The organism is Myceligenerans pegani, assembly GCF_014892515.1.
Taxonomy (GTDB): Bacteria; Actinomycetota; Actinomycetes; order Actinomycetales; family Cellulomonadaceae; genus Myceligenerans; species Myceligenerans pegani.
This window is the reverse complement of record NZ_JADBGR010000082.1, coordinates 35,810-60,461: the sequence shown is the minus strand read 5'-3', so window position 1 is coordinate 60,461 and position 24,652 is coordinate 35,810. Positions and strand designations below refer to the sequence as shown.

At 73.3% G+C, this 24,652-nt stretch carries 26 protein-coding genes; 13 read left to right on the top strand and 13 right to left on the bottom strand.

Annotated elements, in window-relative coordinates; genetic code table 11:
- Positions 1-55: 55 nt before the first annotated feature.
- The 4 genes from IIE03_RS11240 (at position 56) to IIE03_RS11225 (ending at position 3,559) form a co-directional block, all read left to right on the top strand.
- On the top strand, positions 56-610 hold the full coding sequence (locus IIE03_RS11240) for a TetR/AcrR family transcriptional regulator (protein ID WP_192862848.1): 555 nt from the start codon (positions 56-58) through the stop codon (positions 608-610).
- A gap of 121 nt (positions 611-731) precedes the next feature.
- Positions 732-2,324 (top strand): cytochrome b, encoded by a 1,593-nt coding sequence (locus IIE03_RS11235; RefSeq protein WP_192862847.1) that lies wholly within the window; start codon positions 732-734, stop codon positions 2,322-2,324.
- Positions 2,325-2,405: 81 nt separating this feature from the next.
- Complete coding sequence (locus IIE03_RS11230) at positions 2,406-3,113, top strand: TetR/AcrR family transcriptional regulator (RefSeq protein WP_192862846.1); 708 nt, start codon at positions 2,406-2,408, stop codon at positions 3,111-3,113.
- Positions 3,110-3,559, top strand: a complete 450-nt coding sequence (locus IIE03_RS11225) for a hypothetical protein (RefSeq protein ID WP_192862845.1) — start codon at positions 3,110-3,112, stop codon at positions 3,557-3,559. Before IIE03_RS11230 ends, IIE03_RS11225 begins: the two co-directional genes overlap by 4 nt.
- Before the next feature lie 14 nt (positions 3,560-3,573).
- Here IIE03_RS11225 and IIE03_RS11220 read toward each other — a convergent pair whose 3' ends face one another.
- A complete protein-coding gene (locus IIE03_RS11220; protein ID WP_192862844.1) occupies positions 3,574-4,263 on the bottom strand; it encodes a response regulator in 690 nt (229 codons plus the stop codon).
- Between the two features lie 113 nt (positions 4,264-4,376).
- Between IIE03_RS11220 and IIE03_RS11215 the strand changes: the two genes are divergently transcribed.
- Both IIE03_RS11215 and IIE03_RS11210 read left to right on the top strand, forming a co-directional pair.
- Entirely contained in the window at positions 4,377-5,630 is a 1,254-nt protein-coding gene (locus IIE03_RS11215) for a sensor histidine kinase (protein ID WP_192862843.1), read from the top strand.
- A gap of 62 nt (positions 5,631-5,692) precedes the next feature.
- Positions 5,693-6,799, top strand: coding sequence for a fatty acid desaturase family protein (locus tag IIE03_RS11210; protein WP_192862842.1), 1,107 nt, complete (start codon positions 5,693-5,695; stop codon positions 6,797-6,799).
- Positions 6,800-6,850: 51 nt separating this feature from the next.
- Here the strand turns inward: IIE03_RS11210 and IIE03_RS11205 are convergent, their stop codons facing one another.
- The 3 genes from IIE03_RS11205 to IIE03_RS11195 form a co-directional block, all read right to left on the bottom strand.
- On the bottom strand, positions 6,851-8,344 hold the full coding sequence (locus IIE03_RS11205; protein WP_192862841.1) for a copper resistance CopC/CopD family protein: 1,494 nt from the start codon (positions 8,342-8,344) through the stop codon (positions 6,851-6,853).
- Positions 8,345-8,399: 55 nt separating this feature from the next.
- Positions 8,400-8,972, bottom strand: coding sequence for a DUF305 domain-containing protein (locus IIE03_RS11200; RefSeq protein ID WP_192862840.1), 573 nt, complete (start codon positions 8,970-8,972; stop codon positions 8,400-8,402).
- 98 nt (positions 8,973-9,070) lie between these two features.
- A complete protein-coding gene (locus IIE03_RS11195) occupies positions 9,071-9,586 on the bottom strand; it encodes a DUF6153 family protein (RefSeq protein ID WP_192862839.1) in 516 nt (171 codons plus the stop codon).
- A gap of 204 nt (positions 9,587-9,790) precedes the next feature.
- Here IIE03_RS11195 and IIE03_RS11190 point away from each other — a divergent pair, with 204 nt between their 5' ends.
- Complete coding sequence (locus IIE03_RS11190; protein WP_192862838.1) at positions 9,791-11,800, top strand: hypothetical protein; 2,010 nt, start codon at positions 9,791-9,793, stop codon at positions 11,798-11,800.
- A gap of 39 nt (positions 11,801-11,839) precedes the next feature.
- Positions 11,840-12,946 carry an NADAR family protein gene (locus tag IIE03_RS26715; protein WP_318842929.1) on the top strand — a complete coding sequence of 369 codons (1,107 nt, stop codon included), beginning with the start codon at positions 11,840-11,842 and terminating at the stop codon, positions 12,944-12,946.
- A 101-nt stretch (positions 12,947-13,047) separates the two neighbouring features.
- Here IIE03_RS26715 and IIE03_RS11180 read toward each other — a convergent pair whose 3' ends face one another.
- Complete coding sequence (locus IIE03_RS11180) at positions 13,048-13,794, bottom strand: phosphotransferase family protein (protein ID WP_192862837.1); 747 nt, start codon at positions 13,792-13,794, stop codon at positions 13,048-13,050.
- Between the two features lie 86 nt (positions 13,795-13,880).
- On the opposite strand from IIE03_RS11180, the gene IIE03_RS11175 reads away from it, so the two are divergent.
- Positions 13,881-14,453 (top strand): GNAT family N-acetyltransferase, encoded by a 573-nt coding sequence (locus IIE03_RS11175; protein ID WP_318842928.1) that lies wholly within the window; start codon positions 13,881-13,883, stop codon positions 14,451-14,453.
- An 18-nt stretch (positions 14,454-14,471) separates the two neighbouring features.
- Here IIE03_RS11175 and IIE03_RS11170 read toward each other — a convergent pair whose 3' ends face one another.
- From IIE03_RS11170 to IIE03_RS11150, 5 genes are all read right to left on the bottom strand, one after another.
- Positions 14,472-14,876: an ArsR/SmtB family transcription factor gene (locus IIE03_RS11170; RefSeq protein WP_192862836.1), complete on the bottom strand. Its 405-nt coding sequence runs from the start codon at positions 14,874-14,876 to the stop codon at positions 14,472-14,474.
- A 120-nt stretch (positions 14,877-14,996) separates the two neighbouring features.
- Positions 14,997-15,584 (bottom strand): HhH-GPD-type base excision DNA repair protein, encoded by a 588-nt coding sequence (locus tag IIE03_RS11165; RefSeq protein ID WP_192862835.1) that lies wholly within the window; start codon positions 15,582-15,584, stop codon positions 14,997-14,999.
- Positions 15,585-15,605: 21 nt separating this feature from the next.
- Positions 15,606-16,499 (bottom strand): hypothetical protein, encoded by an 894-nt coding sequence (locus IIE03_RS11160; RefSeq protein WP_192862834.1) that lies wholly within the window; start codon positions 16,497-16,499, stop codon positions 15,606-15,608.
- Between the two features lie 17 nt (positions 16,500-16,516).
- On the bottom strand, positions 16,517-17,002 hold the full coding sequence (locus IIE03_RS11155) for a GNAT family N-acetyltransferase (protein WP_192862833.1): 486 nt from the start codon (positions 17,000-17,002) through the stop codon (positions 16,517-16,519).
- Positions 16,995-17,411 (bottom strand): PNPOx family protein, encoded by a 417-nt coding sequence (locus tag IIE03_RS11150; protein ID WP_192862832.1) that lies wholly within the window; start codon positions 17,409-17,411, stop codon positions 16,995-16,997. Before IIE03_RS11150 ends, IIE03_RS11155 begins: the two co-directional genes overlap by 8 nt.
- Before the next feature lie 114 nt (positions 17,412-17,525).
- Between IIE03_RS11150 and IIE03_RS11145 the strand changes: the two genes are divergently transcribed.
- From IIE03_RS11145 to IIE03_RS11130, 4 genes are read left to right on the top strand one after another with little or no spacing between them, the layout of a single operon-like run.
- A complete protein-coding gene (locus IIE03_RS11145; RefSeq protein ID WP_192862831.1) occupies positions 17,526-18,383 on the top strand; it encodes a tryptophan 2,3-dioxygenase in 858 nt (285 codons plus the stop codon).
- A complete protein-coding gene (locus tag IIE03_RS11140) occupies positions 18,383-19,252 on the top strand; it encodes an amidohydrolase family protein (RefSeq protein WP_192862830.1) in 870 nt (289 codons plus the stop codon). Before IIE03_RS11145 ends, IIE03_RS11140 begins: the two co-directional genes overlap by 1 nt.
- Positions 19,249-20,643, top strand: a complete 1,395-nt coding sequence (locus tag IIE03_RS11135; protein ID WP_192862829.1) for a kynureninase — start codon at positions 19,249-19,251, stop codon at positions 20,641-20,643. Before IIE03_RS11140 ends, IIE03_RS11135 begins: the two co-directional genes overlap by 4 nt.
- Positions 20,644-20,667: 24 nt before the next feature.
- Complete coding sequence (locus tag IIE03_RS11130) at positions 20,668-21,585, top strand: PaaX family transcriptional regulator (RefSeq protein ID WP_318842927.1); 918 nt, start codon at positions 20,668-20,670, stop codon at positions 21,583-21,585.
- Here IIE03_RS11130 and IIE03_RS11125 read toward each other — a convergent pair.
- From IIE03_RS11125 to IIE03_RS11115, 3 genes are read right to left on the bottom strand one after another with little or no spacing between them, the layout of a single operon-like run.
- Complete coding sequence (locus IIE03_RS11125) at positions 21,495-22,436, bottom strand: putative F420-0 ABC transporter ATP-binding protein (protein ID WP_192862828.1); 942 nt, start codon at positions 22,434-22,436, stop codon at positions 21,495-21,497. The two genes, IIE03_RS11130 and IIE03_RS11125, sit on opposite strands and share 91 nt — an antisense overlap.
- The gene (locus IIE03_RS11120; RefSeq protein WP_192862827.1) at positions 22,433-23,581 is read right to left on the bottom strand and encodes a putative F420-0 ABC transporter permease subunit; all 1,149 of its coding nucleotides are present in this window, start codon (positions 23,579-23,581) and stop codon (positions 22,433-22,435) included. Before IIE03_RS11120 ends, IIE03_RS11125 begins: the two co-directional genes overlap by 4 nt.
- Entirely contained in the window at positions 23,578-24,621 is a 1,044-nt protein-coding gene (locus IIE03_RS11115; protein WP_318842926.1) for a putative F420-0 ABC transporter substrate-binding protein, read from the bottom strand. The genes IIE03_RS11120 and IIE03_RS11115 overlap by 4 nt, the downstream gene beginning before the upstream one ends.
- Between the last annotated feature and the right edge of the window lie 31 nt (positions 24,622-24,652).

The window sequence follows — 24,652 nt, the reverse complement described above, 5'->3', positions numbered from 1 at the left end:
CGTGACGTCGCTTACTGTGGCAGGGTGGGCGGCTGGACCGGGAGGGGTGCAGCAGGTGAGCAGGGTTGCGGGACGGGACAGGGAGGCGACGCGCCGCGCGCTGCTGGACGCGGCGGCGCGGGTGGTGCGCGAGCGCGGGGTGTCGGGTTCGCTCGACGACGTCGCACGCCGCGCGGGGGTCTCCAAGGGCGGCCTGCTCTACCACTTCGCGGGGAAGGGCGAGCTGCTGCAGGCCCTGGTGGTCGACCGCCTGGAGCGGTTCCGGGCCGCCGTCCTCGCCGACGTCGCCGTGGACGACGACGGGCCCGGTCGGCTCGTGCGGGCCTACGTCCGCGTGACCATCGACGGCGCGAAGGACGCCGCCGCGGCGCGCGAGGAACTGGCGCTCATCGCGCACCTGTCCACCATCGAGGCGGTGGGCGACCTCGCGCGGGAGGACTCGCGCCGGTGGCGCGAGGAGCTCCGGGACGACGGGCTGCCCGAAGGGCTGTGCAACCTGGTCGTCGCCGCGGCCGACGGCGCCAGCGCCCAGCCGATCTGGGGCGACGAGCCGTCCGCCGACGAGCTGGCGGCGCTGCGCGACCGTCTGGTCGAGATGACGTACGTGTGACGACGCGGGTGGTGACGCGCGGTTGGTGACGTGCGTGGAGTGACGTGCGTGGAGTGACGACCGCCACATCACATCTGCTCGCCCCGGCTCGTCGTACGGGTGAGAGCAACGGGAGGTCGTCATGCGAAAGCTCCTCACCCGCCAGAGTTCAGCGACTCGCCGCCACGGACCGGGTCCCCTCGCCCGCCTCGACCGGCGGTTGCGCGCGTCGGTCGGGCAACGGCGCGTCCACCTGCACTGGGCGAACCTGTTCGGCGTCGTGTCGGTCGCCTGCCTGCTCGTCCTGGCGGTCACGGGCGTGCTGCTGATGTTCACCTACGTGCCCTCCAGCGAGCTCGTCGCCTACGACGGGCCGCACGAGCCCCTCGTCGGGTCCCGGGTGTCCAGGGCGTTCGACTCGACCATGGAGATCTCGCTCGAGCAGGCGGGCGGCATGCTGGTGCGGCAGACCCACCACTGGGCCGCACTCGTGCTGCCGGCCGCGATGATCGCGCAGATCCTCGCCGTCTTCCTCACCGGCGGGTTCCGCCGGCCGCGGCGGGCGGGCTGGGTCCTGCTGATCCTCGCCTTCATCGCCGTCCTGGTCGCGGGCTGGAGCGGATACGCGCTGCCGGACGACATGCTGTCCGGCACGGGCCTGCGCATCGTCGAAGGCGTCGTGCTGGGCATCCCCGTCATCGGGACCTGGCTCGTCTCCTGGATGTTCGGCGGCCGGTTCCCGGGCGAGATCATCGAGAACCTCTACCCGGTGCACGTCGCGATCGCCCCCGTCCTGATCGCCGTCCTCCTGCTGGTGCGTGCCCGCCTCGCGTACGCCCGGGGCTCGGCCGGCCCGGCCGACCCGGCGGCCCGGGCGACCCTCGGCCTGCGGCTCTGGCCCGACGCCGCCCTGCGCGCCGCCGGCCTGACCGCGATCACCGGCGCCGTCCTGGTGCTGCTGGGAGCCACCTCCAGCATCAGCCCGATCGGGTCGTACGGCCCGACGGCGGCCGGTGACGTCGGCGCGGGCAGCCAGCCCGACTGGTACATCGGCTTCCTCGACGGGGCGCTCCGGCTGGTTCCCGTCGGCTGGGAGGCCGAGTGGTTCGGCTGGACGTGGACCTTCGCGATCCTGGTTCCGCTCGCGGTCGTCTCCGTCTACTTCCTCCTCGTCGTCGTGTACCCGCATCTGGAGTCCTGGGTCACGGGTGATGACGCCGAGCACGACACGCTCGACCGGCCCCGGAACGTCCCGGCGCGCACGGGGATCGGCGTCGCCGGCGCGCTCTTCTACGGCGTGCTGTGGGGCGCCGCGAGCGCGGACGTCGTCGCCACGGCGTTCAGCGTGAGCTTCGAGTCCGTCATCACGGCTCTCCAGGTCGCGCTGGTGGCCGGCCCGCCCCTGGCGTTCGAGGTGACGCGCCGGATCTGCGTGGGGCTCCAGCACAGGGACCGTGAGGTCGCCCGGCACGGGCACCCCACGGGCCGGATCGTCCGGCTGGCCACGGGCGGCTACGTCGAGCTCCACCGACCCGCGGCCGAACCGGAGCCGGCGCGCCTGACGGTGGCCCCGGTGCGGCCCCGGCCGACCAGGCCGGACGGGGACGGTCAGCCGACCCGCCGTGAGCGATTCCGGAGGGTTCTGGCCCGCCGGTTCGAGACCGGGCATGTCGTCATCGAAGCAGCGGGTGCCCGCGCCCGGACGACGCGCCGGGCGCCGAACAGAACCGACTGAACCGGCTCGGGCCTTGCGGTGCCCCCGGCGTCTCGCAATAATGAGACCGACGGTCGGTTTATTAATTCCGGAGGAGACCGAATGGCCCGGACGGTCAACGCTGCCGCACACGCGCAGCGGCGCGACGAGTTCCTCGACGCGGCCCAGCGGATGGTCGACACCAAGGGCTTCGAGGCGATGAGCGTGCAGGACGTCCTGACCGAGGCAGGCGCCTCGAAGGGCGCCTTCTACCACTACTTCGGCTCCAAGCAGGACCTGCTCGAGGCGCTCGCGGACCGCATGTCGGCCGCGATCACGTCTCGCCTCGCGCCGGTCGTGGACGACGCCGATCTGGCCGCCGTCGCGAAGCTGCGCCGGTTCTTCGCGGACCTGGGCGAGTGGAAGACCGAGCGCCGCGATCTCCTGGCTGGGATACTGCGGGTCTGGTACTCCGACGGCAACGCGGTCGTGCGCGTCAAGGTGCGCGCGACGATCACCGACCGGATCGCGCCGCTGCTGGCGCGCATCGTCGCGCAAGGCGTGGCGGAGGGAGACCTCACGCTTGCTCATCCAGAGCGTGCGGGCCGCGTGCTCGTGGCCCTGATCCAGGACCTCAACGACGAGCTCGCCGCGCTGCTCCTCCGGGGCGAGGACGGACCGGCCGGCCTGGCCGCCGCCTGCGAGACGGTCGCGGCCTCCACCGAAGCCGTGGAACGGATCCTCGGCGTCCCGCCGGGTTCGGTCGTCCTCGTCGATCGGGGCGTCCTGCGCACCTGGTACGGGTCGGAACCGGAAGGGAGCCTGACATGACAGAACTCGTGCTCGTCATCCTGTTGCTGCTGTTCATGCTGCAGGGCCTCGCGAAGTTCTTGCTCTGGGCCGTCGTGCCCTACGAGACCAGGATCAAGCGGATCGCGGCGATGTACGCGAGGGGCCCCGGGCCGATGAGCGTCTTCGACACGGTCAACACCGCTCTCGCGGGCGTTCTCGTCGTGCTGCTCTTCCTCACGGACATGCAGCACCTGAGCTTCCTCACCGGACTGATCGCCGGCATGGTCCTGATCCAGATCAGCTTCCACCGGTTCAACCAGGAGCTGCCCGACGACAAGGCGCCGCGGATGCCTGCACCACCCATCACGCTGATGTCGTACGCGATCCAGGCACGGCCGTCGCGGGCGTGGCTGGAGTACTCGCTGATCACCGCGCTGTTCGTCTGGGGGATCGCCGTGCTGGTCAGTCGGAACCTGTTCGGCTGAGCCGTGAGCGTGCCCTACCGGCCCGCGCGGACCAGTCCTGACTCGTAGGCACGCACCACCATCTGGGTCCGGTCGCGCAGCCCGAGCTTGGTCAGGATGCGCGATACGTGCGACTTGACGGTCTGCTCCGCGAGCACCAGCGTGTCGGCGATCTCGGCGTTGGACAGCCCCGCCGCGACCTGGCGCATCACGTCCAGCTCGCGATCGGTCAGGCCGGACAGCGTCGCGTCGGGCCGGGCCCGCGCGTCCGGCCGCGCCGCGTAGTCGGCGATGAGGGCCCGCGTGATCTTGGGGGACAGGAGCGCCTCGCCGGCGGCCACCACGCGCACCGCGTGCGTCAGCTCCTCCGGCGGGGAGTCCTTCAGCAGGAACCCGCTCGCGCCGGCGCGCAGCGCGGCGAAGACGTAGTCGTCGGCGTCGAACGTGGTCAGCATGATCACCTTGGGCGGCGTGCCAGGCGAGCCGAGGATCGCGCGGGTCGCGTCCAGGCCGTTCACGCCGGGCATGCGGATGTCCATCAGCACGATGTCGGGCCGCGTGCGGCGCACGACCTCGGTGATCCCCGCACCGTCGTCGGCCGTCCCGACCACGGTGATGCCCTCGTGGGCGTCCAGGAGCGCGGCGAAACCGGCACGGATCATCGATTGGTCGTCGACGACCAGCACGCGGATCTCGTGCCCGGCCGTGTCGGGATGGGACGCCATGACCTCAACCTATCCCGGCAACCCGGTCGCAACAGACCAGGTGACCGACCGGTCCCGGGATTGGCTCTCACGAGTGACGCGCGCGCCCGCGCCGGAGCCTTAGTCTGACGGCGATGAATCGTCCCCGGGAACGCCGCCTGCCGGTCGTCATGCGCGCCCTGACACGGACCGACGCCGCCACCGCCTCGCCCGCGCGCCGCGCCGTCGTGTGGCTGTGGACGGTCGTCTCGGTCGGCACGGTCGTGCTCGTCGCCGTCGGCTGGCCGGTCACCGCCTCCGGCTACGGCACCCGCCCCACGGTGGCCATGGTGGGGATCCTCCTGCACTGCTCCGCCGCGGGCCTGGCGGTCCGGTGGCCGTGGGCGGGACTGGGCGCGTCGATCGCCGGGGCGCTGATCCTGATCCCGATCACCGCCGGGGCCGCGCCCGGATGGCCCTGGCCGTGGCCCGTCACCGTACTGCTCACGCACTGCCTCACGGTGTTCGTCCTCGCCCTGCGCCACTCCTGGTACTGGGCCGCGTCCCTCTGGTCGGCCGGGGCCATGCTCACGGTTCTGGCGCCGGCCGCCATCGACCACCAGGCCGACGACGCCGTCATGGCCAACGGCGTCGTGCTGCTCTCGGTCAGCGGTGCGTTCGCTCTGGTCGGGCTGCTGGTCCGGCTGTGGATCGCGAGTGTCGGTCGCGTCGAGGAGGCCCAGCGGCTCAGCGCCGCCGAGGTCGCCCGGCGCCGCGAGCTCGAGGAGCGCAACCGCATCGCCCGCGAGCTGCACGACGTCGTCGCCCACTCCATGTCCGTCATCACCGTCCAGGCCACCACGGCCCGATACCGCCTGCCCGGTCTCGACGACGCCGTCCAGCAGGAGTTCGCGGAGATCGCCGCCTCCTCCCGGCGCGCGCTCGGGGAGATGCGCGGCCTGCTCGGCATCCTGCGCGGGCACGACACCGCGCCGACCGCACCCCTGCCCGGCCTGCCCGACGTCGCCGGACTCGTCGACTCCACCCGCGCCTCGGGCGCCGAGATCACCTACTCGGGGACCGACTCCGAGGTGCCCGACGCCGTCGGCCTCACCGCCTTCCGCGTCGTGCAGGAAGCCCTGAGCAACGCCCTGCGCCATGCCCCGGGATCGTCCGTCGCGGTCACGATCTCCGACGACGAGCACGACCTCACCGTCCGCGTCACCAACTCGGCCCCGGCGGAGCGGGCCGCCGACCCCGCGCCCGGCGCCCGGCTCGGCCTGGCGGGCATCCGCGAGCGGGTCGGCGCCCTCCGCGGCACGGTCACGGCGGACACGACGGACGACGGCGGCTTCGAGCTCACCGCCGTCATCCCCGTCGTCGAGGACGAGGACCCGCTACTCACGTAGGGGGTGAAGTTGGCTCTCGCGAGGGACGCGCAGCGCGTGACCTCGTTCCTACCGTGACGTTCATGACCATCGACACCCCGGTCCGCCCGCCTCGGCCCGCTCCGCCTGCTCGACCCGTCCGGCCACGCACCGCCCGCAATCCGCAGACCGCGGACTACTTCGACCTCATGCGTCGTGTCAGCGACGCGGGCCTGATGGAGCGGCGGTTTCGCTGGTACGTGTGGCGGACCGTGGCGCTGGCGGCGCAGCTGGCCGTCGCGCTCGTGCTGCTGCTGACGCTGGGCCAGACGTGGTGGCAGCTGCTCGTGGCGGCAGGGTTCGCCGTCGTCTTCACCCAGGGCGCGTTCCTCGCGCACGACGGCGCCCACCAGCAGGTGTTCACCAGCGGGTCCCGCAACGCGTGGTTCTCCCGGATCATCGGCAACCTCGTGGTCGGGCTCAGCTACGGCTGGTGGACCCGCAAGCACAACAAGCACCACGGCAACCCCAACGTGATCGGCAAGGACGGCGACATCGCCACCGGCGCCCTCGTGTTCGTGCCGGGGCAGGGGGAGGGACGCACCGGCCTGCTCGGCTGGGTGACCCGGCGCCAGGGCTGGCTGTTCTTCCCGATGCTCACGCTGTTCGGTCCGGTGTTCCACGCGACCGCCATCCACAGCCTCGCGACCACGCCGGCGATCAAGCACCGCGGCGCCGAGGCGTGGCTGCTCGCGATCCGGCTCATCGGCTTCCCCGTGCTCGTGATCGCGACCCTCGGGCCGTGGCTCGGGGTCGCGTTCCTCGCGGTCGAGCTGATGGTGTTCGGTCTCTACATGGGGGCGTCGTTCGCGCCGAACCACAAGGGCATGCCGTTGATCCCGAAGGACGCCGACGTGGACTTCCTGCGCCGGCAGGTGCTCACCTCCCGCAACATCCGCGGCGGGCGGTTCCTCGACTGGGCGATGGGCGGCCTGAACCTCCAGGTGGAGCACCACGTGTTCCCGCGGATGGCGTCGGGCAACCTGCGGCGGGTGCAGCCGATCGTGCGCGAGTTCTGCGCCGAGCGGGGCATCCCGTACACGGAGGCCGGGCTGGTGGAGTCCTACGGGATCGTGATCCGCTACCTCAACCGCGTGGGCCTCGGGCACAGCGACCCGATGGAGTGCCCGATCGCGGCGCGGTACCGGTGACGCCCGCCGCGGCCCGCGCCGGGCGTCCGGCGCGGCCTGACGAGTCCGCGATCAGCCCTGCACCGACGCGCCGACCAGCCAGGCCGTGAGCAGCACGACCACGACCATCAGCGTGGTCTCGCGGCCGGCGCTGCGCCGCAGCGTGGTGCCCGCCGTACGGGAGCGTCCCGCATGGCGCACCACCCCACGACGTCGTGCCGTGAGCCGCGGCACGACGCCGAAGTGGTGGTAGGCGCCGATCGCCCCGACGACGAGCACCACACCGACCTTGGCCAGCAGGAGCAGTCCCCAGCTGCTCTCCCAGAGCTGTGCCGGGCGGTCCAGGACGCCGGCCGCCAGCAGCACCCCCGCCGCGCCGACCACCGTCACGGACACGGCCGCGACGACCGAGAAGCGCGCTCCCAGGAGCGCGGCGTCGGGTTCGCGTCCGCGCCGGCGTCTGACGCGCAGCAGGAGGCCCATCGCGACGACGCCGCCCACCCAGGTGGCCGCCGCGGCGAGATGTGCGACGTCGGCGATCACGATCAGCCAGCGGGGTTCGACGGTGTTGCTGTGGCCGCTGACGACGTGTCCGGCGCCCATCACGACGGCGCCGAGGACGGCGAGCCACGAGCCCGGCAGGGTGCGCCAGGCACCCGCCGCCACCGCGAGGGCGCCGGCGGCCTGGAGACCGACGGCCCGGAGGGTCGTGCCGGTGAGCGAGCCGCCGATCGCGGAGGGCGAGATCGCCGCCGTGAGATCGCCGTGCGCCACGAGTACCGATCCGGCCATGACGCGGACGGCGAGGCCGGGGAGGACCAGTACGCCCGCCCACCGGACGAGTCGCAGCACGGCCGCGACGTCGGCCGGGTCCCGGCCGCGCAGCACGAAACCCGTGAACACCAGGCCGCCTGCGGCCACCAGCCCGCCCCAGAGCGCGGCGGCGCTGCCCAGCCGTGCGATCGCCTCCGCGACATCGGTCGCGGGGCTGTCCATGGCGGCGGGATCGTGATCCATGTCGTGGCCCGTGCCGGAGTGCGACCCGTCGGTGCCGGAGGCGCCACCGCTCGCGGCATCACCGCTGCCGGCACCACCGCCGACCTCTCCCGGCGTCGTCGCGCCGGCGGACGGCGTGCCGGTGGCGTCGGGGGACCCGCTCGGGCCCGCGCCGGTCACGGTGAAGCCGAAGGAACCCTCCAGCGGATGGCCGTCCTGGGCCGCGGCGTTCCACGTCACGGTGTAGTCGCCGGCGCCCAGCGCGTCGCGCGGGGTCGCCGTCAGGACGAGGCCGTCCTCGGCGCCAGCGACGTCGGCCTCGACGGTGCCCTCCGGACCGTCGATCACCACGCCGTCGCCGAGCGCACTCACCGGCAGCGTGAACCGCAGCGTGACCTCGGTGACCGGGCGACTCGACGTCGACCCCGCGGCGGGCGCCGTCGACTCGAGCCGGGTGTGCGCGCCGGCGGACGGCGCGCACCAGAGCGCGAGCAGGAGGGCGGCGACCAGTCCGGCGGCCGTCCGTGCCACGACGGTGCGGGGGTGCGCGCCGGCAAGCGTTCGGCGCATGGGGACTCCTTTGCACGGTGGTGCGCCGGCCGGGCGCCGGCGCACCACCCGTCGGTCACATCGAGGCGAGGAGCTCTTCCATCGTCTCGATCTCGGCGTCCTGCGTGTCGATGATCGTCTGCGCCATCTCGACCGCGCCCGCGTCCTGACCGGACTCGATCTCGGTTCGCGCCATCTCGATCGCACCCTGGTGGTGCACGATCATCTGCTCGAGGAAGAGGCGGTTCGCCTCGGGGCCGGCGGCGTCGTCCAGCATCTGCATGTCCTCCTCCGACATCATGCCGTCCATCCCGGCGTGGCCGGAGTGCTCGGAGGTGCGCTCGGCGCCCCAGGTGTCCAGCCACCGGCCGAGCTCCTCGATCTCGGGGGCCTGCGCCTCCTTGACCCGGGTGGCGAGCTCGGCGATCCGGGGGTCGGCGCCGGGCTCGGCCAGGACGATGTCCGCCATCTCGATCGCCTGCTCGTGGTGCGGGATCATCATCTGCGCGAACATGACGTCGGCGTCGTTGTGCTCCGTGTGCTCGCCGGCCGTGCTCGCGGTGTCCTGCGCGGGCTCCTCGGGGCCCGAGCAGCCCGCGAGGGCGAGTGCGCCGGCCAGGGCGACGACGGAGATCAGGGTGTGCTTCATGGGTCTTCCTTCAACTCGTCTCGGGTAGCACTCACTGGCGCGACCGTGCTCCGACACGGTCGCGCTGCGGGTCGGCGCGATGCGCGCCGCGGCCGGGTCTACGTCCGCGAGATACAGAGTTCGTGCAAGGAAGGAGCGGCGACCGCCCGGACGCCGGCCGGTGCCGGCAGCAGGGGCGTCGACACCTCGAGCGGGGCTCGCCACAGGAGCCGCCGTGCGGGCACGACGAGGGCGAGCATCGCGACGAGGACCATGAGGCACATCGCCGTCGTGAGGTCGTGCCCGCCGCAGCCGTCATGGCAGGCGCCCGTGCCCGGCTCGCCGAGGGCCTGGATCTCCGGGCCCTGCGCCGACGTGTCGGCGACGGCGGTGGGTCCCGACGTCGTGACCCGTTCCGCCGCTGCCCGCGAAGCGGGGCCGACGGAGACTTCGACGACGGAAGCACCGTCGACGACGGCGGCGCCGTGGGGCACCTGGTGCGTGTGCGACGTCGGTGATCCGCTCATCGAGTGCATCGTCACCACGCCGACGATCACCGTCAGGATCGCCAGCGCCCCGATCGGGCGTCGCCGGGGACCGCCGACGAGCGACCGGAGGAACGAGAGCACGTGCACGGCACGGAGGCTATCCCACTGCGGGACCCGCATGGAACCGACGTGCGAGGACGGAACGCGAGCCGAGTGGGGCGTGCCCCACCCCGGATGCACCGGGCAGCACCATGGCGCCGCGAATGCGGTCGCACCAGGATCTGTCTCGATCAGATCGCTGTGCGGGCGAACCGCTGCCCGGGCGATTCCGCACCGACGCGAGGAGTTCACATGGTTCCCAGGCGGCAGCCGCGAGGGTTCACCGTTGGCCGGATCGCGGCCCTGGTGGTGATCGGGTTGACAGTGCTCGGCCTCGTCCTCCTGGACCGGCCGGACGACTCGCGACCGGTGGTACCCGATGGCGCGACGTCCGGTGAGATCGCCCTGGAGCCGTGCGCGTACGACACCGAGGCGGGGAGCCTGGAAGCGGACTGCGGGACACTGATGGTCCCGGAGAACCGGCGGGACCCGCGCTCGGACCTGATCGCGCTGCCGGTGACCCGCATTCGGGCCACCGGCGGGAACCCCGCAGAGCCGATCTTCCGGTTGGGAGGTGGTCCCGGCGCGACGAACATGTCGTTCCCGACCGCGAGCCGCCTGGCCGAGCGCCACGACGTGGTCCTGGTCGGATACCGCGGCATCGACGGATCGACGGTCCTGGACTGCCCCGAGGTGCAGTCGGCGCTGCGGCAGTCGGCCGACCTCGTGAGCGACGAGTCGTTCGACCGCTACGCCGAGGCGTTCGCCGAATGCGCGCAGCGCCTGGTGGCCGAGGGCGTCGACCTCGAGGGCTACTCGCTTCCCCAGCGCGTCGACGACCTGGAGGCGGCACGCCAGGTTCTTGGGTACGCACGGATCAACCTGTTCAGCTCGAGCGCGGGGACCCGGACCGCGATGATCTACTCCTGGCGGTATCCCGAGTCGATCCACCGCTCGGCGATGCTCGCGGTCAACCCTCCGGGCCGATTCCTCTGGGACCCGGCGACCACCGACGACCAGCTCGACCACTACGCCGAGCTCTGCCGCGCGGACGAGGGGTGCGCTTCCCGCACCGACGATCTCGCCGCATCCATGGCCGCGACGGCGGCGGACATGCCGGATCGCTGGGGGTTTCTGCCGATCAAGGACGGCAACGTCCGGGCGGCCACGATGTTCGGCCTGTTCCACACGACCGAGAGCGCCGCGCCACTGAACGCGCCGACCATGTTCGATGCCTGGCTGCGCGCGGCCGACGGTGACCCGAGCGGGCTCTGGGCCCTGTCCGTGCTGGCCGATCTGGTCTTCCCGGAGTCGTCCACCTCGGGCGACGGCGCCGCGTCAGGCATGATCGACGCGGAGATCGTCGACGCCTACTACGCGCGCGGCGGCGATCCCGGCTCGATCCTCGGCAACGCCGCCTCCGACATCCTCTGGGGCGCCGGGCGGCTCACCGAGGCGTGGCCGGCGAGCCCGGACCACGCGGACTACCGGCAGGTGCGGCCGTCACCGGTGGAGACGCTGCTGATCGGCGGTACGGTCGACTTCTCGACACCGGCGCGCCACGCCACCGACCAGTTGCTTCCCGCACTGCCGAACGGCCGGCAGGTGATCCTGGCCGAACTCGGGCATTCCGACGACTTCTGGCACTACCAGCCCGAGGCCGGCGAACGGCTCCTCACCACGTTCTTCGACAGCGGAGAGGTGGACGACTCCCGGTACGAAACCCGCGCGGCGGAGTTCGAGGTCGGGCTCACGATGGCGACCCTCGCCAAGATCGTGGCCGGCGCACTGCTCGGTGGTGCCCTGATCGCCACCGCGATGCTCGGCTGGATGGCCGGCAGGGTGCGTCGCCGGGGCGGCTTCGGGCGCGGGGCGAGCATCTGGCTGCGCAGCCTCGCCCCGGCGATCCTGGGTCCTGGCGGATGGTTCCTGGCCGTTCTGCTCGTGTGGAGCCTGTGGCCGGCGGTGTTCGTGGGTGGTCCGGCCGTGGTGGTGGTGTCCATGGGCGCGACGATCGGGCTCGGCGTGTACCTGGCCTGGGTCGACCGGGACCGGCGTCCCGCCACCCGCTCGCGGGGCTTCGTCGTGGCCGTCGGCGGGTCGTTCCTCGGGGCCTGGCTCGGCTACCACGTCGCCGATGCCACGGTCGGCGTACTGACCGCGCTCGTCGGCGCGACCATCGCGGCCAACCTCGCCCTGCTCACCATCGACATCATCGGCGACCGGCCGCACCCGATCCGGCAGGTGTCTCGCCCCTCGTGACAACCGTGCACGCTATCGTTCAGGCGGATCGGAGGCACGGTGACGATACTCAACCGGACGTACCGGATGGTCGACGGCGAGCGGGTCGAGGGGACCTGGCGCTGGGTGTTCATCCACAACGGCCACTACTTCCTGACACCGCTGGAGATCTACGCCGACGGCGCCATCTACTGCTGGGAGTGGGTCGACCTCGACGGGCTCGCGGAGAAGCTGCGCTCCGGCTGGGTGGTGACGGAGGCGGAGCCGGGCGGCCGGGGCTCGGCGCACGGGCTCGCGTCCTGGACGTTCGACACCGTGTACTCCGAGGTCGCCGCCGAGGAACTGCTCGGCGAGGTGGCCGACCTGATCGACGAGCTGAACGACCGGCCCGACTCGAGCGACCGCTGCGCGATCGCCGTCGACCGGTTCCTGGCCAGCCGCAGCGAGCCCGACTTCGCGGCCCTGCGCGAGGCGTACGACGCCGTGCCCGAGCACCTGCGGATGTACGTCCTCGGCGACCAGGACGCCAAGGACGCTCCCCTTCACGAGCTGTGCGAGAAGTCGTACGACGAGGTGATGGACCCGGACGACGTCACCCGGGCGAACCTTGCCTACTTCGAGGAGTACGGTCCCTTCGCGTCCGGTGCACGGCCGTCCCACCGGCCCGGACCGGCCGACGACGGCGCCGCGCCGCGCGGCTTTCTCCCGCTGGGGAACTGGAACATCCGCTACGCAGGAGAGCAGTCCCCGCACATCGGCCTGCGCAACGACTTCCCCGCGCCGATCGCCGTCGGCGACGAGACCTACCCGAGCGTCGAGCACGCCTACTGGGCGCAGTCCACGAGCGATCCGGCCGAGCGGGCGGCGATACGCCGGGCCGGGTCGGCGTGGGAGATCCAGCAGATCACCGCAGCCTCGGCCGCCCCGGTACCGGACTTCCACCGGATGCGGACGGCGGTGATGGCCTGGGTGCTGCGGCTCAAGTTCGCGCAGCACCCGGACCTGGCGGAGCTCCTGCTCGCGACCGGCGACGCCGTCATCCACTACGACGACCTCCACTCGGACTTCTGGGGCCGCGGGCCGCACGCCGGCGGCAACTGGATGGGCCACCTCCTGGAACTCGTCCGCGCCGAACTCGTCGCGCAGCGCGCCGGCATCCCGCACTGAGTTCGCGGCGCCAGGTGAGTGGCGTCATGGTCGCCGGACGTCGCGACGTCGTCGCGGCACGGCAGCACCGGCCCCCGGCCCGGCCGGCTCGGACGCCGGTCCTAGGGTTCCCGCATCCGGGACCTGAGCACGTCGAACTCGCAGCCTGGCGCGTCCGGATCGAAGCCGTGCTCGATCAGCCACCGTGATGCCACCAGGCTGCGCAAGGACCACCAGGCCCGGATCACGCCCCGGTCCGCGCCCGGGCCGTAGCCGGCCAGCAGGTCGTCCAGGCGTTCCTCGTGCCCGAGCGTCAGGATGGCGAGGTCGAACATGGCGTCGCCCGGCGCGGCCTCGGACCAGTCGATGATGCCGGTGACCTCGTCGCCGTCGACGAACACGTGCGTGATCTGCAGGTCGCCATGGATGAAGGCCGGCTTCCACGGTCGGAGCGCGGCCTCGGCGATCTCGCGGTTGCGCCGGATCACGTCGGCGGGCAGCACGGCGTCGGCGAGCAGTGCCTCGCACTCCCTGTCGAGCTCCGCCGCCACGTCCTCGAGCCGGTGTCCCGGCCACGGCGGCAGCGGCGCATCGTGCAGCCTCCGTACCGTGGCGCCCGCCGCGGCCCACGCCGCCGGCGACGCGTCCGACGGTTCGCCCAGGCGGCCCAGTGCCTTGCCGGGCACGGCGGCGATCGCGAGCACGGGCGGCTCGCGCCAGAGGACCGCCGGCGTCGGTACCGGCGCCATGGCCATCGCCCGCACCTCGGTGTCGGCGTGCGCCGCGTCGCCGTCGACCTTCAGGAACACGTCACCGACGCGCAACGTCGCGCGCTGGCTGTGCGCGACGACGACCTCGACCTCTTCCATGCCCGCCATCCTGGCGAGGATCGCCGCGCATGTCCCGGGAATTGATCGGCGCCGGCCGGAGCGCCGCGCTCCGCTACGATGGGCGTGTGAGCGAGGCCGTCCTGAGAACTGCGCGGATGGCGTTGCGCCCGGTCCGGGAGGACGACGTCGATCGGCTGTGCCTGCTCAACTCCGAGCCCGGCGTCATGCGGTATCTCGACCGGCGGCCGCCGTCGCGTGACGCCGTCGAGGCGGAGGTCGCGGAACTGTTGCGGCATCGTGCCCGGCATGCCGGCTTCGGCCGCTTCGTCGCCGAGGACGACGGCGGAACGTTCCTCGGCTGGTTCGGTCTGCTGTCCGACGGCGCCGGCGTTCCCGAGCTCGGCTACCGGCTGCGTCGGGGCGCCTGGGGGAAGGGCCTCGCGACCGAGGGCGGCCGGGCTCTCGTCGATCACGCCTTCGAGCTCGGCGTGGAGCGGGTGGTCGCGGAGGCGATGGCGGTCAACGCCGGTTCGCGACGCGTCCTGGAGAAGTGCGGCCTGCGCCACGTGGAGACGTTCCACGTGCCGTTCGACGACCCGCTGCCCGGGACCGAGCACGGCGAGGTCCGGTACGAGATCACCCGGACCGACTGGCTGAGGTCCCGGGGCGCCGACGGGGTCGTGCTGCCAGGCGCTTGACCGGGGCCGCCGGCACGCTCAGCCCTCTGTTCGCCGGCCCCTCTCGATTCGGCGTCCGAGTGGCTCGACCGTGGTCAGGGACCGGGCGATCCGGTCGAGGGCGCCGGGGACGATGGCGTAGTAGGCCCACTTGCCGCGCTGGGTGCGGGTGAGGAATCCCGCGTCGACGAGGATCTTGAGGTGGTGGCTGACGGTGGGCTGGGCCAGGCCGACGGGTTCGGTCAGGTCGCACACGCAGGCCTCGCCTCCGTCGTGGGCGGCGATGATGGAGACGAGCTGGACGCGGGTGGGGTCGCTCAGGGCCTTGAAGACGCGGGCGAGCTCGCGGGCGGGGTCGGGGTCGATGGCCTCGCGGACCATGGGCGCGCAGCATGCGCCGGAGGGGGCCACCGTCGTCGGGGTGAGCTCGAGCGTCGTCGTCATGCCTCCACCTTGCCACGGATCGAACTTCGTGGATATGTTGCCCTCCGAACAGCTCGCGCACCTCAAGGACGGCGGGCTGCCAGACAGCCACCCTTGAGGTGTGAGCAGTGAGGACCCGGTTTACTCGCCCGTCGCCTTGGCGGCCGCCTTCTGGGCCTTCTTGAAGGCGCGGACCTCCTGGAGGGTTTCGGCGGAGGTGACATCGGCGATGGAGCGGCGGGAGCCGTCCTCTCCGAACTCTCCTGCCGCCTCGCGCCAGCCCTCTGGCTGGACGCCGCGTTGCTTGCCCAGCAGGGCGAGGAAGATCTTGGCCTTGCGTTCGCCGTAGCCGGGCAGGGCGTTGAGGCGCTTGAGGACCTCGGCGCCCGTGGGCTCGCCGTCGGCGCCCGGGTCGGTCCAGATGCGCGACGCGTCGCCGTCGTACTCGTCGACCACAGCCTGGGCGAGCGCCTGGACGCGTCCGGCCATGGACCGTCCGTAGCGGTGGATGGCCGGGGGAGTGGTGGACAGTTCGACGAATCGGTCGGGTTCGGTCTCGGCGATCAACTGCGGGTCGATGGACCCGAGCCGATCGAGGATCTTCCGCGGGCCCGCGAACGCATGCTCCATCGGATACTGCTGGTCCAGGAGCATCCCCGTGAGCAGGGCGAACGGGTTGTCGCTCAGGAGTTCGTCGGTGTCAGGGTCGCCGGTGATCCACAGTCCCATGCGGCCATTATCACGCTGCGTTCAGTCGCCGTCCTTCGGAGCCGCGTCGGTCCTCGCCACGCCGCCCTTCACGTCCAGGTCGATGTCGGCGAGCAGCGGCGGCACCGGTACGTCGTCGTTCTCGAGGATGACCTCGGCCCACGTGTCGCCGAGTCGTACGTCCACGCGGTGCGCCAGCCCGTCGTCGTCCACCCAGTACCGGATCCGGGAGGCGTCCGGGTCGACCGGCTGGGCGTCCTCGTGGTCCGGGCCGCCCGACGCCGGCGCCTCGCCGCCGGCATCCGTCTCGTCAGCACGATCGCGGTCGCTGCCGTCGCCCCGCCCGCCGCCGCCGTCGTCACGGGTCCCACCGCCGTCACCCAGCCCCGACGTCGGCCCCGCGAACACCGTCACGCTCCGCCCGCCGGTCTCGTCCTCCCGCAGCCAGAGCGCACCGCCCCGCCGGATGAGCGCCGCGTCGTCGGGCCGCTCCGCGCCGAGGCCCGCCAGGACGGCGAGCACCACCCCCAGCGCCGACCCGCTCGGGTCGAGCGGCGCGGCGGTCCAGCCGTCGAGCGAGGTCAGCGGCTTGCCCATGGTCTTCCCGGCGGCCGTCGCGACGAGCTCACCGTTCCAGGTCACGCGGTCCGACGGGAGCCCGTCGGAGGACACCGTGCCGTACCCGGTGCCCGTCGAGTAGTCGAACCAGCCGTCCAGCCTCAGCTCACGGCCCCGGTCGGTGAACGTCGCGGTGATCGCGCGGCTGCCCGCGTCCACGTTCCGCGCCCGGACGTCCGCGAGGAGCCGTGACTCCGTCACCGTCACCGGGCGTGCGGGTTCCGGCTCGGGATCCTCGGCGCTCGCGGTGCAGGCCGCGATGAGGAGCGCCAGCGCGACCACGGTTCCGGACGTCTGCCGCGCTCTCCACGATGCCACGAGTGGAATCTATGGCGTCAGCGCACGAGCCGCACCTCCAGGACGCCGTCCTCCCCGGTTCCGGTGGTGGCGTCGGGCAGGAAGCCGTTCTTCTGGAAGAACTTGCGCGCGCCGGTGTTGGCCGCCGCGATCCACAACTCGGCGGACCGTGCGGGCGGGAGCACGCCGTTCAGAAGCGCCCGGCTGATCCCGCTGCCGTGCATCTCCGGCGTCACCCACAGGTCGTGCAGGGCGAGATCACGCTTGGGCTCGTGGCCGAGCCGCGGCGTCGCCTTGCCGACGACGGCGAACCCGACCACCAGCCCGTCCACCTCGGCCACGAGCGGGGTCTCGCCCGCGGTGAGGCGGCGCTTCCAGGCCTCGATGCCGGCCGCCTGCGTGTCCGTCCTCCAGTGCTCCTCGGGCACGAGCGGCAGGTAGACGGCGCGCCGCCCGGTCCAGTGGACGGCCGCGATCGCGGCCGCGTCGTCGAGGGTGGCGTCGCGCAGCGTGTACTCAGGCATGCGCAGACGGTACCCGCCGCAGGCGTCCCACCAGGCATTCCTCCAGCGCGAAGGTCTGCAGCAGCTGGCGCGGCACGGGGGCGAGGATCGTCACCGCCTCCTCGGCCGGCAGCACCCGCAGCAGGTCGACGTGGAAGTTCGTCGTGCCGCGGGTCAGCTCGAACGTCCCGGCGCCGGTGATGTTCCGCATCCAGTCCGTCCGGGAGCCCCAGGGAAGCGGGATCACGGCGAGGATCTCGGCGGAGTCGGGGTCGCGTCCGGCGAACGCGACGACCGGCGTCGTGTACTCCGTGCCGGACGTGCGGCCGACGTGGTGCACGACGGCGAACGGCGGGAAGCCGTTCGCGACCTTCTCGAACGCGGGGTTGACGGTCTTGGCCAGGGCGGCGACGGGCTCAGGCAGGTCCATGCGTCCCATCATGGCGAGAAGGCCGCCGGGGAGCGAACCGCCGTGCCCAGATCTCTCAGATTCGTGTCGGTCGTCAGGTTGGCGTTATGGTCGGTTGAGGAGGGGAAAGGCGTGATGAAGACGACGACGGCGGGGGTGCGGCCCCTGGAGGAAGGCATCCGGACGGATTTCCGGGAGGAGATGGACTACGCCTCCTACCTGGGACTGGATCAGGTGCTCTCCGCGCAGCACCCGGTCAGCCGGCCGGAGCACCACGACGAGCTGCTGTTCATCATCCAGCATCAGACCACCGAGCTGTGGCTGAAGCTCGTGCTGCACGAGCTCCGCGCGGCCCGCGCGCACCTGGACGAGGACGACCTGCTCCGCGCGCTCAAGGCGGTCGCCCGCGTCAAGCATATCCAGCGCACCATCACCGAGCAGTGGTCGGTCCTGGCGACCCTGACGCCGAGCGAGTACGCGGAGTTCCGCGGGGTGCTCGGCTCGTCGTCGGGCTTCCAGTCGTACCAGTACCGCGCGGTCGAGTTCATCCTCGGCAACAAGAACGAGAAGATGCTGCCGGTCTTCCGCGGCAACCAGGAGGCGTACGACCTGCTCGACGGCCTCCTGCGCGAGCCCACCGTCTACGACGCGTTCCTGCGCCTGCTGGCTCGCCGGGGCCACGCCGTGCCCGACGAGATCCTCGAGCGCGACGTGACCGAGGCCTGGGTCGAGCACCCCGATCTGATCCCCGTGCTCACCGGCATCTACCGGGACCCGTCCTCCGCCTGGGACATCTACGAGGCGTGCGAGGACCTGGTCGACCTGGAGGACGCCTTCCAGTTCTGGCGGTTCCGGCACCTGCGCACCGTGCAGCGCACCATCGGCTTCAAGACCGGCACGGGCGGGTCCTCGGGCGTCGACTTCCTCAAGCGGGCCCTGGATCTGACGTTCTTCCCGGAGTTGATCTCGGTACGGACGGAGGTCGGTGCCTGATGGCTCGGTCGCTCCTGCCCGCCGTGATCGACCACCACGTGCATCTGGGCCTGGTGGACCCGGACCGGCTCGCCGGCTCGGTCGTCGCCGAGGTGCACGACCTCGGTTGGGATCCCGTGGTCATCGCCGCCATCGCGAAGGCGCCGCCGTCCGGCGTCAAGGTCCGCTTCGCCGGCCCGTTCCACACCGCGCCGGGCGGCTACCCGACCGGGCGGGCCTGGGTGCCGCGGGCCGCCGTCCGGCCGGTCGCCGGCCGCACGGACGCGCAGCGCGCCGTGGCCGACGTCGTCGCCGTGGGCGGGTCGTTCGTCAAGATCGCCCTGCACGCCGACATGCCGCTGCTCGACGACGTCACTCTGGTCGCCCTCGTGCGTGCGGCGCGCGCGGCCGGGCTCCCCGCCGTCGTGCACGCCGAGGGCGCCGGACAGGCCGCCCGCGCGCTCGGCGCGGGCGCGGAGGTGCTCGTGCACGCGCCGTTCTCGGAGCCGCTGCCGGACAAGCTGCTGCGCGCCTCGGCCGGCCGGACCACCTGGATCTCCACGCTCTCGATCCACGAGGGGGAGGCGCTCGCGACCGCGCTCGACAACGTGCGTCGGTTCTCCTCGGCGGGCGGCGCGGTCGTGTACGGCACGGACATGGGCAACGGCAACACCCCGGTGGGCCTGAACACCCGGGAGATCGAGCTGCTCGGCGAGGCGGGCCTGACCGGGAAGGCGCTGCTGCGCGCCGTGGTCGGCGCCCCGGACCGCGTCGTCCCCGGACGCGCGCTGATCTCGCCGCACCCGAGGCCGGAGACCGCCGACGAGCTGGTCGACTGGCTCACCGACGCCCGCCGCCTGACCCCGGCGGACCTGGAGGCCCTGACATGACGACCCCGAGCAGCGCGACGGCGGCGCACGGCGGCGCATCCGCCGCGGCCGACGCCACCGACCGACCGGCGGTCCCCGAATCGACCGCGCCGGCGACCGCCGTCGTCCCCGAGACCGTCGCGCCCGCCGCCGCGCCCGACGCCGTCGCGCTCACGCCGCCGGACCTCGCCGAGCGGGCCGCGGCGCTCGACGCCGCGGACCCGCTGGCCCACTACCGCGACCGGTTCGCCCCGAGTCCCGGTCTGGTGGCCTACCTGGACGGCAACTCGCTCGGCCGCCCCCTGCGCGCCACGCGCGACCGGCTCGCCGGGTTCGTCGACGACGTCTGGGCCTCCCGCCTCATCCGCGCCTGGGACGAGGGCTGGATGGATGCCCCCACCGAGCTCGGCGACGCCATCGGCCGGGTCACGCTCGGCGCGGCCGCCGGCCAGACCGTCGTCGCCGACTCCACCACCGTGATGCTGTACAAGCTGGCGCGCGCCGCCGTCGGCGCACGCCCCGGCCGCGACGAGATCGTCGCCGACACCGAGAACTTCCCGACCGACCGCTTCGTCCTCGAGGGCATCGCCGCCGAGCGCGGCATGACGATCCGCTGGATCCGGCCCGACCCGGCCCTCGGCGTGACGGCGGACGACGTCGCGGGCGTGGTCTCGGAGCGCACCGCGCTCGTGCTGCTCAGCCACGTCGCGTTCAGGTCCGCGTTCATCGCCGACATGCCGGCGATCACGCGCGTCGTGCACGACGCCGGGGGCCTCGTCCTGTGGGACCTGTGCCACTCGGTGGGCGCGGTGCCCGTCGAGCTCGACGCGTGCGGCGTGGACCTCGCGGTGGGGTGCACGTACAAGTTCCTGGGCGGTGGCCCGGGCGCGCCCGCGTTCGGCTACGTCGCACGGGAACTGCAGGCCGGGTTGCGGCAGCCGGTGCAGGGCTGGATGGGCGCGGCCGACCCGTTCGCCATGGGACCCGCGTACGAGCCCGCGCCCGGCATCCGGCGGTTCATCAGCGGCACGCCGCCCGTCGTGGGCATGCTGGCCCTGCGCGACATGCTCGCGCTCCTCGAGGAGACGGGGATGCCGGCCGTGCGCGCCAAGTCCGTGGCGCTGACCCGGTTCGTGATCGAGGCCGCGGACCAGCACCTCTCCCCGCACGGCGTGCGCGTGGCCTCGCCGCGGGACGCCGCCGTGCGCGGCAGCCACGTCACGCTGGAGCACCCCCGGTTCCGGGAGGTGACGGCGCTGCTGTGGCGGTGGGGCGTCGTGCCCGACTTCCGCCCTCCCGCCGGGATGCGGATCGGGCTGTCGCCGCTGAGCACGTCGTTCACGGAGGTCGCGCGCGGCCTGGCGCTGGTCGCCGAGGCGCTGCGCGACCCCGGGGCCGCCCCGAGACAGTGACCCGACGACCGTGACCCGCCCCCAGTGACCGTCCTCGACGACTTCGAGTCGCGTCCGGGCAGCGCTACCTCGCTGCTGCGGACCCTCGTCGGTGCGACCCTGCGGGACCAGGGTGGGTGGATGCCCGTGTCGGCCCTGGTCGCGCTGATGTCCGAGCTCGACGTCCCGGCCGCGCGCACCCGGACCGCGCTGGGTCGCGTCAAGGCGAAGGGGCTCCTGGTCGCCGAGGCCCGCGACGGCGTCGCGGGTTACGCCGTCGCCCCGGCCGCGGCCGAGATGCTCGGCCGCGGCGACCGGCGCATCTTCGGCCCGCGCCGCACCGGGGACGACGCCGGCCGCTGGTGCCTCGTCTCCTGGAGCGTGCCCGAGGACCAGCGGGACCTGCGGCACCGCCTGCGACGCCGGCTCGCGGCGATCGGCTGCGGGTCGGTGTCGTCGGCGCTGTGGATCTGTCCGGAGCACCTCGCCGACGACGTCGCCGTCATCCTCGACGAGCTCGAGCTGACCGGCCGGGCGACGGTCTTCCTCGCCTCCGAGATCCGCTACCCCGGCGGACCCGCGGCGGCGATCGCCCGGTGGTGGGACCTGCCCGCGCTGCGCGAACTGCACGAACGCTTCCTCGCGGGACACGCCGAGCCGATCACCCGGCTGCTCGACGGGGAGCGTGGCGCGGGCGGGCCCGAGCCGTCCGAGGCGTTCCGCACCTGGATCCGGGCGCTCGACGCCTACCGCCCGATCCCGTACCAGGACCCGGGCCTGCCGCCGGAGTTCCTGCCCGAGGACTGGCCCGGCACCCGCAGCGCCGAGGTCTTCACCCGCCTCGCCGCGGCAGCGCGCCTCCCGGCCGGCGTCTACGCGACCGGGATCGTGGCGGCCGGGGAGAAGGTGAGGACCGGGCGCCCGGTGCGGGGGTGGGGGAGGACGTCGCAGCCGACCCCGTAGGCCGGCTCGATGATCTCCGGGACCAGGACCTGCTCCGTCGGGCCCGCCGCGACCACCCGGCCCTCGGCGATCAGGACCACGTGGTCGCAGGTCGCCGCGGCGAGGTTGAGGTCGTGCAGCGCGGCGAGCACGGTGACGCCGTCGGCCGCGAGGGTGCGCAGCACCTCCATGGTGTGCAGCTGCGCGGCGATGTCCAGGTGGTTCGTGGGCTCGTCCAGCAGGAGCAGGCGCGGAGTCTGCGCGAGCGCGCGGGCCAGGTGGACGCGCTGGCGCTCGCCGCCGGACAGCGTGGCGATCTGGCGGTCGGCCAGGTCGGCGGCGCCGGCGCGTGCCAGGGCGCGGTCGGCGGTCTCGCGGTCCGCGTCCGAGTTCCCCGCGAGCAGGGCACGGTGCGGGATGCGGCCCAGCAGGACGGCGTCGTGCACCGTGATGGGCAGGTCCGTGCTCGCGTCCTGCTCGACGAGCGCCAGCGTGCGGGCGCGGGCGCGGCGCCCCGTCCGCAGCAGGTCGTCGCCGTCGAACACGACGACGCCGTCGTCCGGCGGCCGGATCCCCGCGATCGCCCGGAGCAGGGTCGACTTCCCGGATCCGTTCGGCCCGAGCAGCCCGGTCACGGCCCCGGCCGGCGCGGCCAGCTCGACCCCGTCGAGGATCAGCCGCCCGTCGATGCCCCAGGACACCCGCTCGGCCGCGAGCCCCGCGTCGCGCCGGACCGACGGGTCCGGTTCCCCCGAGGACGACGACGGTCCCGGCTCGGTGCCGCGCGACGGCCTCCGAGCGTCCGATCGGGCCCGGTCGGTCGGGCGCGGGCCCCGCGCGATCGAGGGGGACGACGGCGATCGGTCCGTCATGCGCGGGCCCTGCCCTTCCAGAGGAGGAACGCGAAGACCGGCGCGCCGACCGCGGCCGTGACGATCCCGACCGGCAGCTCGCGCGGGGCGAACACGGTCCGGGCCAGCGTGTCCGCCCAGACCAGGAACGACGCCCCGGCGAGAGCGGACAGCGGCAGCAGGAGGCGGTGCCGGGCGCCGACGACCAGCCGCACGGCGTGCGGCAGGATCAGCCCGACGAACCCGATCGACCCGCTCTGCGACACCAGCGCGCCGGTCAGCAGCGCGACCGCGATCAGCAGCGTCCAGCGGACCCGCTGCACGTCCATGCCCAGCGTCGCCGCCGCGGACTCGCCGAACGTGAACGCGTCCAGGACCGACCCGGACAGCATCAGCCCGGTCCCGAGGAGCAGCGTGGCCGCCCCGGTCACCGCGACCGAGACCCAGGTCGCCGACCCGACCGAGCCCATGAGCCAGCTCATGACCTCGCGGAACGCGTCGCCCTTGACCGACCAGAAGATGACGAACGACACCGCCGCCGCGCACATCTGGCTGATCGCCAGCCCGGCGAGCACGGTGCGGGTCGGCGTGACCTGGCCGAGCGCGCCCGCCAGGCCGAGAGCCGCCGCGAGCGCGAGCACCGCGCCGCCGAACGCCGCGACCGGCAGCAGCGCGAGCGCGGCGCCGCCGCCCGCCACGAGCACCAGCACCGCGCCGAGCGACGCGCCGGAGCTCAGGCCGAGCAGGTAGGGGTCGGCCAGCGGGTTGCGGGTGAGGGACTGCATCACGACGCCGCACACCGCCAGACCCGCCCCCACGGCGGCGGCCGTCAGGGCACGGGGGGCGCGGAGCTGCCACACCATGCCGTCGCGGATGGGGGACAGCGGCTCGACCGGGAGCCCGAGCGGTTCCAGCACCAGGTCGAGGCGGAGGTGGGTGGCGAGCGAGCGGCCCACCTCGGCGGCGGACAGGTCGGCCGGCCCGATCAGCACCGCGGCGAGCAGCGACGCGACGAGCACCCCGCCGAGCGCGAGCCCGGCGACCGCGGGGCCGCCCCGTCCGGCGGACGCGCCTGCCGGACGGGGCGGCCGGTCCCGGCCGTCCGCGGTCGTCCGGCTCTCCGCAGCCGCCCGGCCCTCCGCCGTCGTCCCGGTCGACGGGGTCACCGGCCCAGCGCTCCGAGCTGGTCGACGACGTCGGCCGCGGCGTCCACGTTCCGTACGCCGGCCTCGGTCGCGGGGAACGGTACGACGACGTAGTTCTCGTTCCGTACGGCCGTCATCTCGGCGGTCGCCGGGTTCTCCGCGAGCCGCTCCCTCTTGGCCTCGGCGGTGTTCCAGGCGGCGTCGACCAGCACGATCACGTCCGGATCGGCGGCGACGGCCTCCTCCCAGGCGAACGAGGTCCAGGTGTCGCGCACATCGGCGGCCACGTTCTCGAGCCCGGCCGCGTCCATGATCATCTGGGGCGCGCCGATGCCCGCGCCGACGTACGGGACGTCGTCGCCCGAGGAGTACCAGAGGGCCGTCAGGCCGCGGTCGTCGGGCTCGATCGCCGCCAGCGCCGACCGCTGCTCGGCGACCAGGTCCGCGGCGGCGTCCTCGGCCCCGAAGACGCGGCCGATCTCCTCGATCTCGCCGAAGACGTGGTCGAACGTGAGCGGGTTTGGCATGTACGCGGGGTCCTTGCAGGCCGCGGGGGACACGTAGGTGGCGACGCCGAGGGCGGCGAGGGTCTCGCGGTCCCCGGCGGTCTCCGCGGTGAGGTTCGACTCCCAGCCCGCGTAGATCAGGTCGGGCTCGAGCTCCAGTACCGCCTCCGAGCCCGGCGCCTCGTCGGTCAGGGGCTCGGCCAGCGCCGGGACGTCGGCGGCGGCGTCGGTGAGGGACTCGGGCACCGGTCCGTCGAGGAACGCGGTGCCGACGATCCGGTCGCCGAGGCCGAGCGCGAGCAGCATCTCCGTGGTCGACGACTTGATCGTCACCACACGTTCGGGCGGCGCGGGGATCTCGGCGGCGAAACCGCAGTTGTCGAGGCGGACCGGGAACGTGTCCGACGCCGGGCCGCCGTCGTCCGGGCTCCCGTCCGTGCCCGAGGTGGCGGACGAGCACCCGGCGAGGGCGAGCACGGCCGCCGCGGCCAGCGCGGTGGCCGCGGCGGCGGGGCGAGCGGTGGTGCGGACGACGGCAGGGATGAGGGTACGCACGATGGCTCCTGTGCAGGGTCGCTGATGAGGC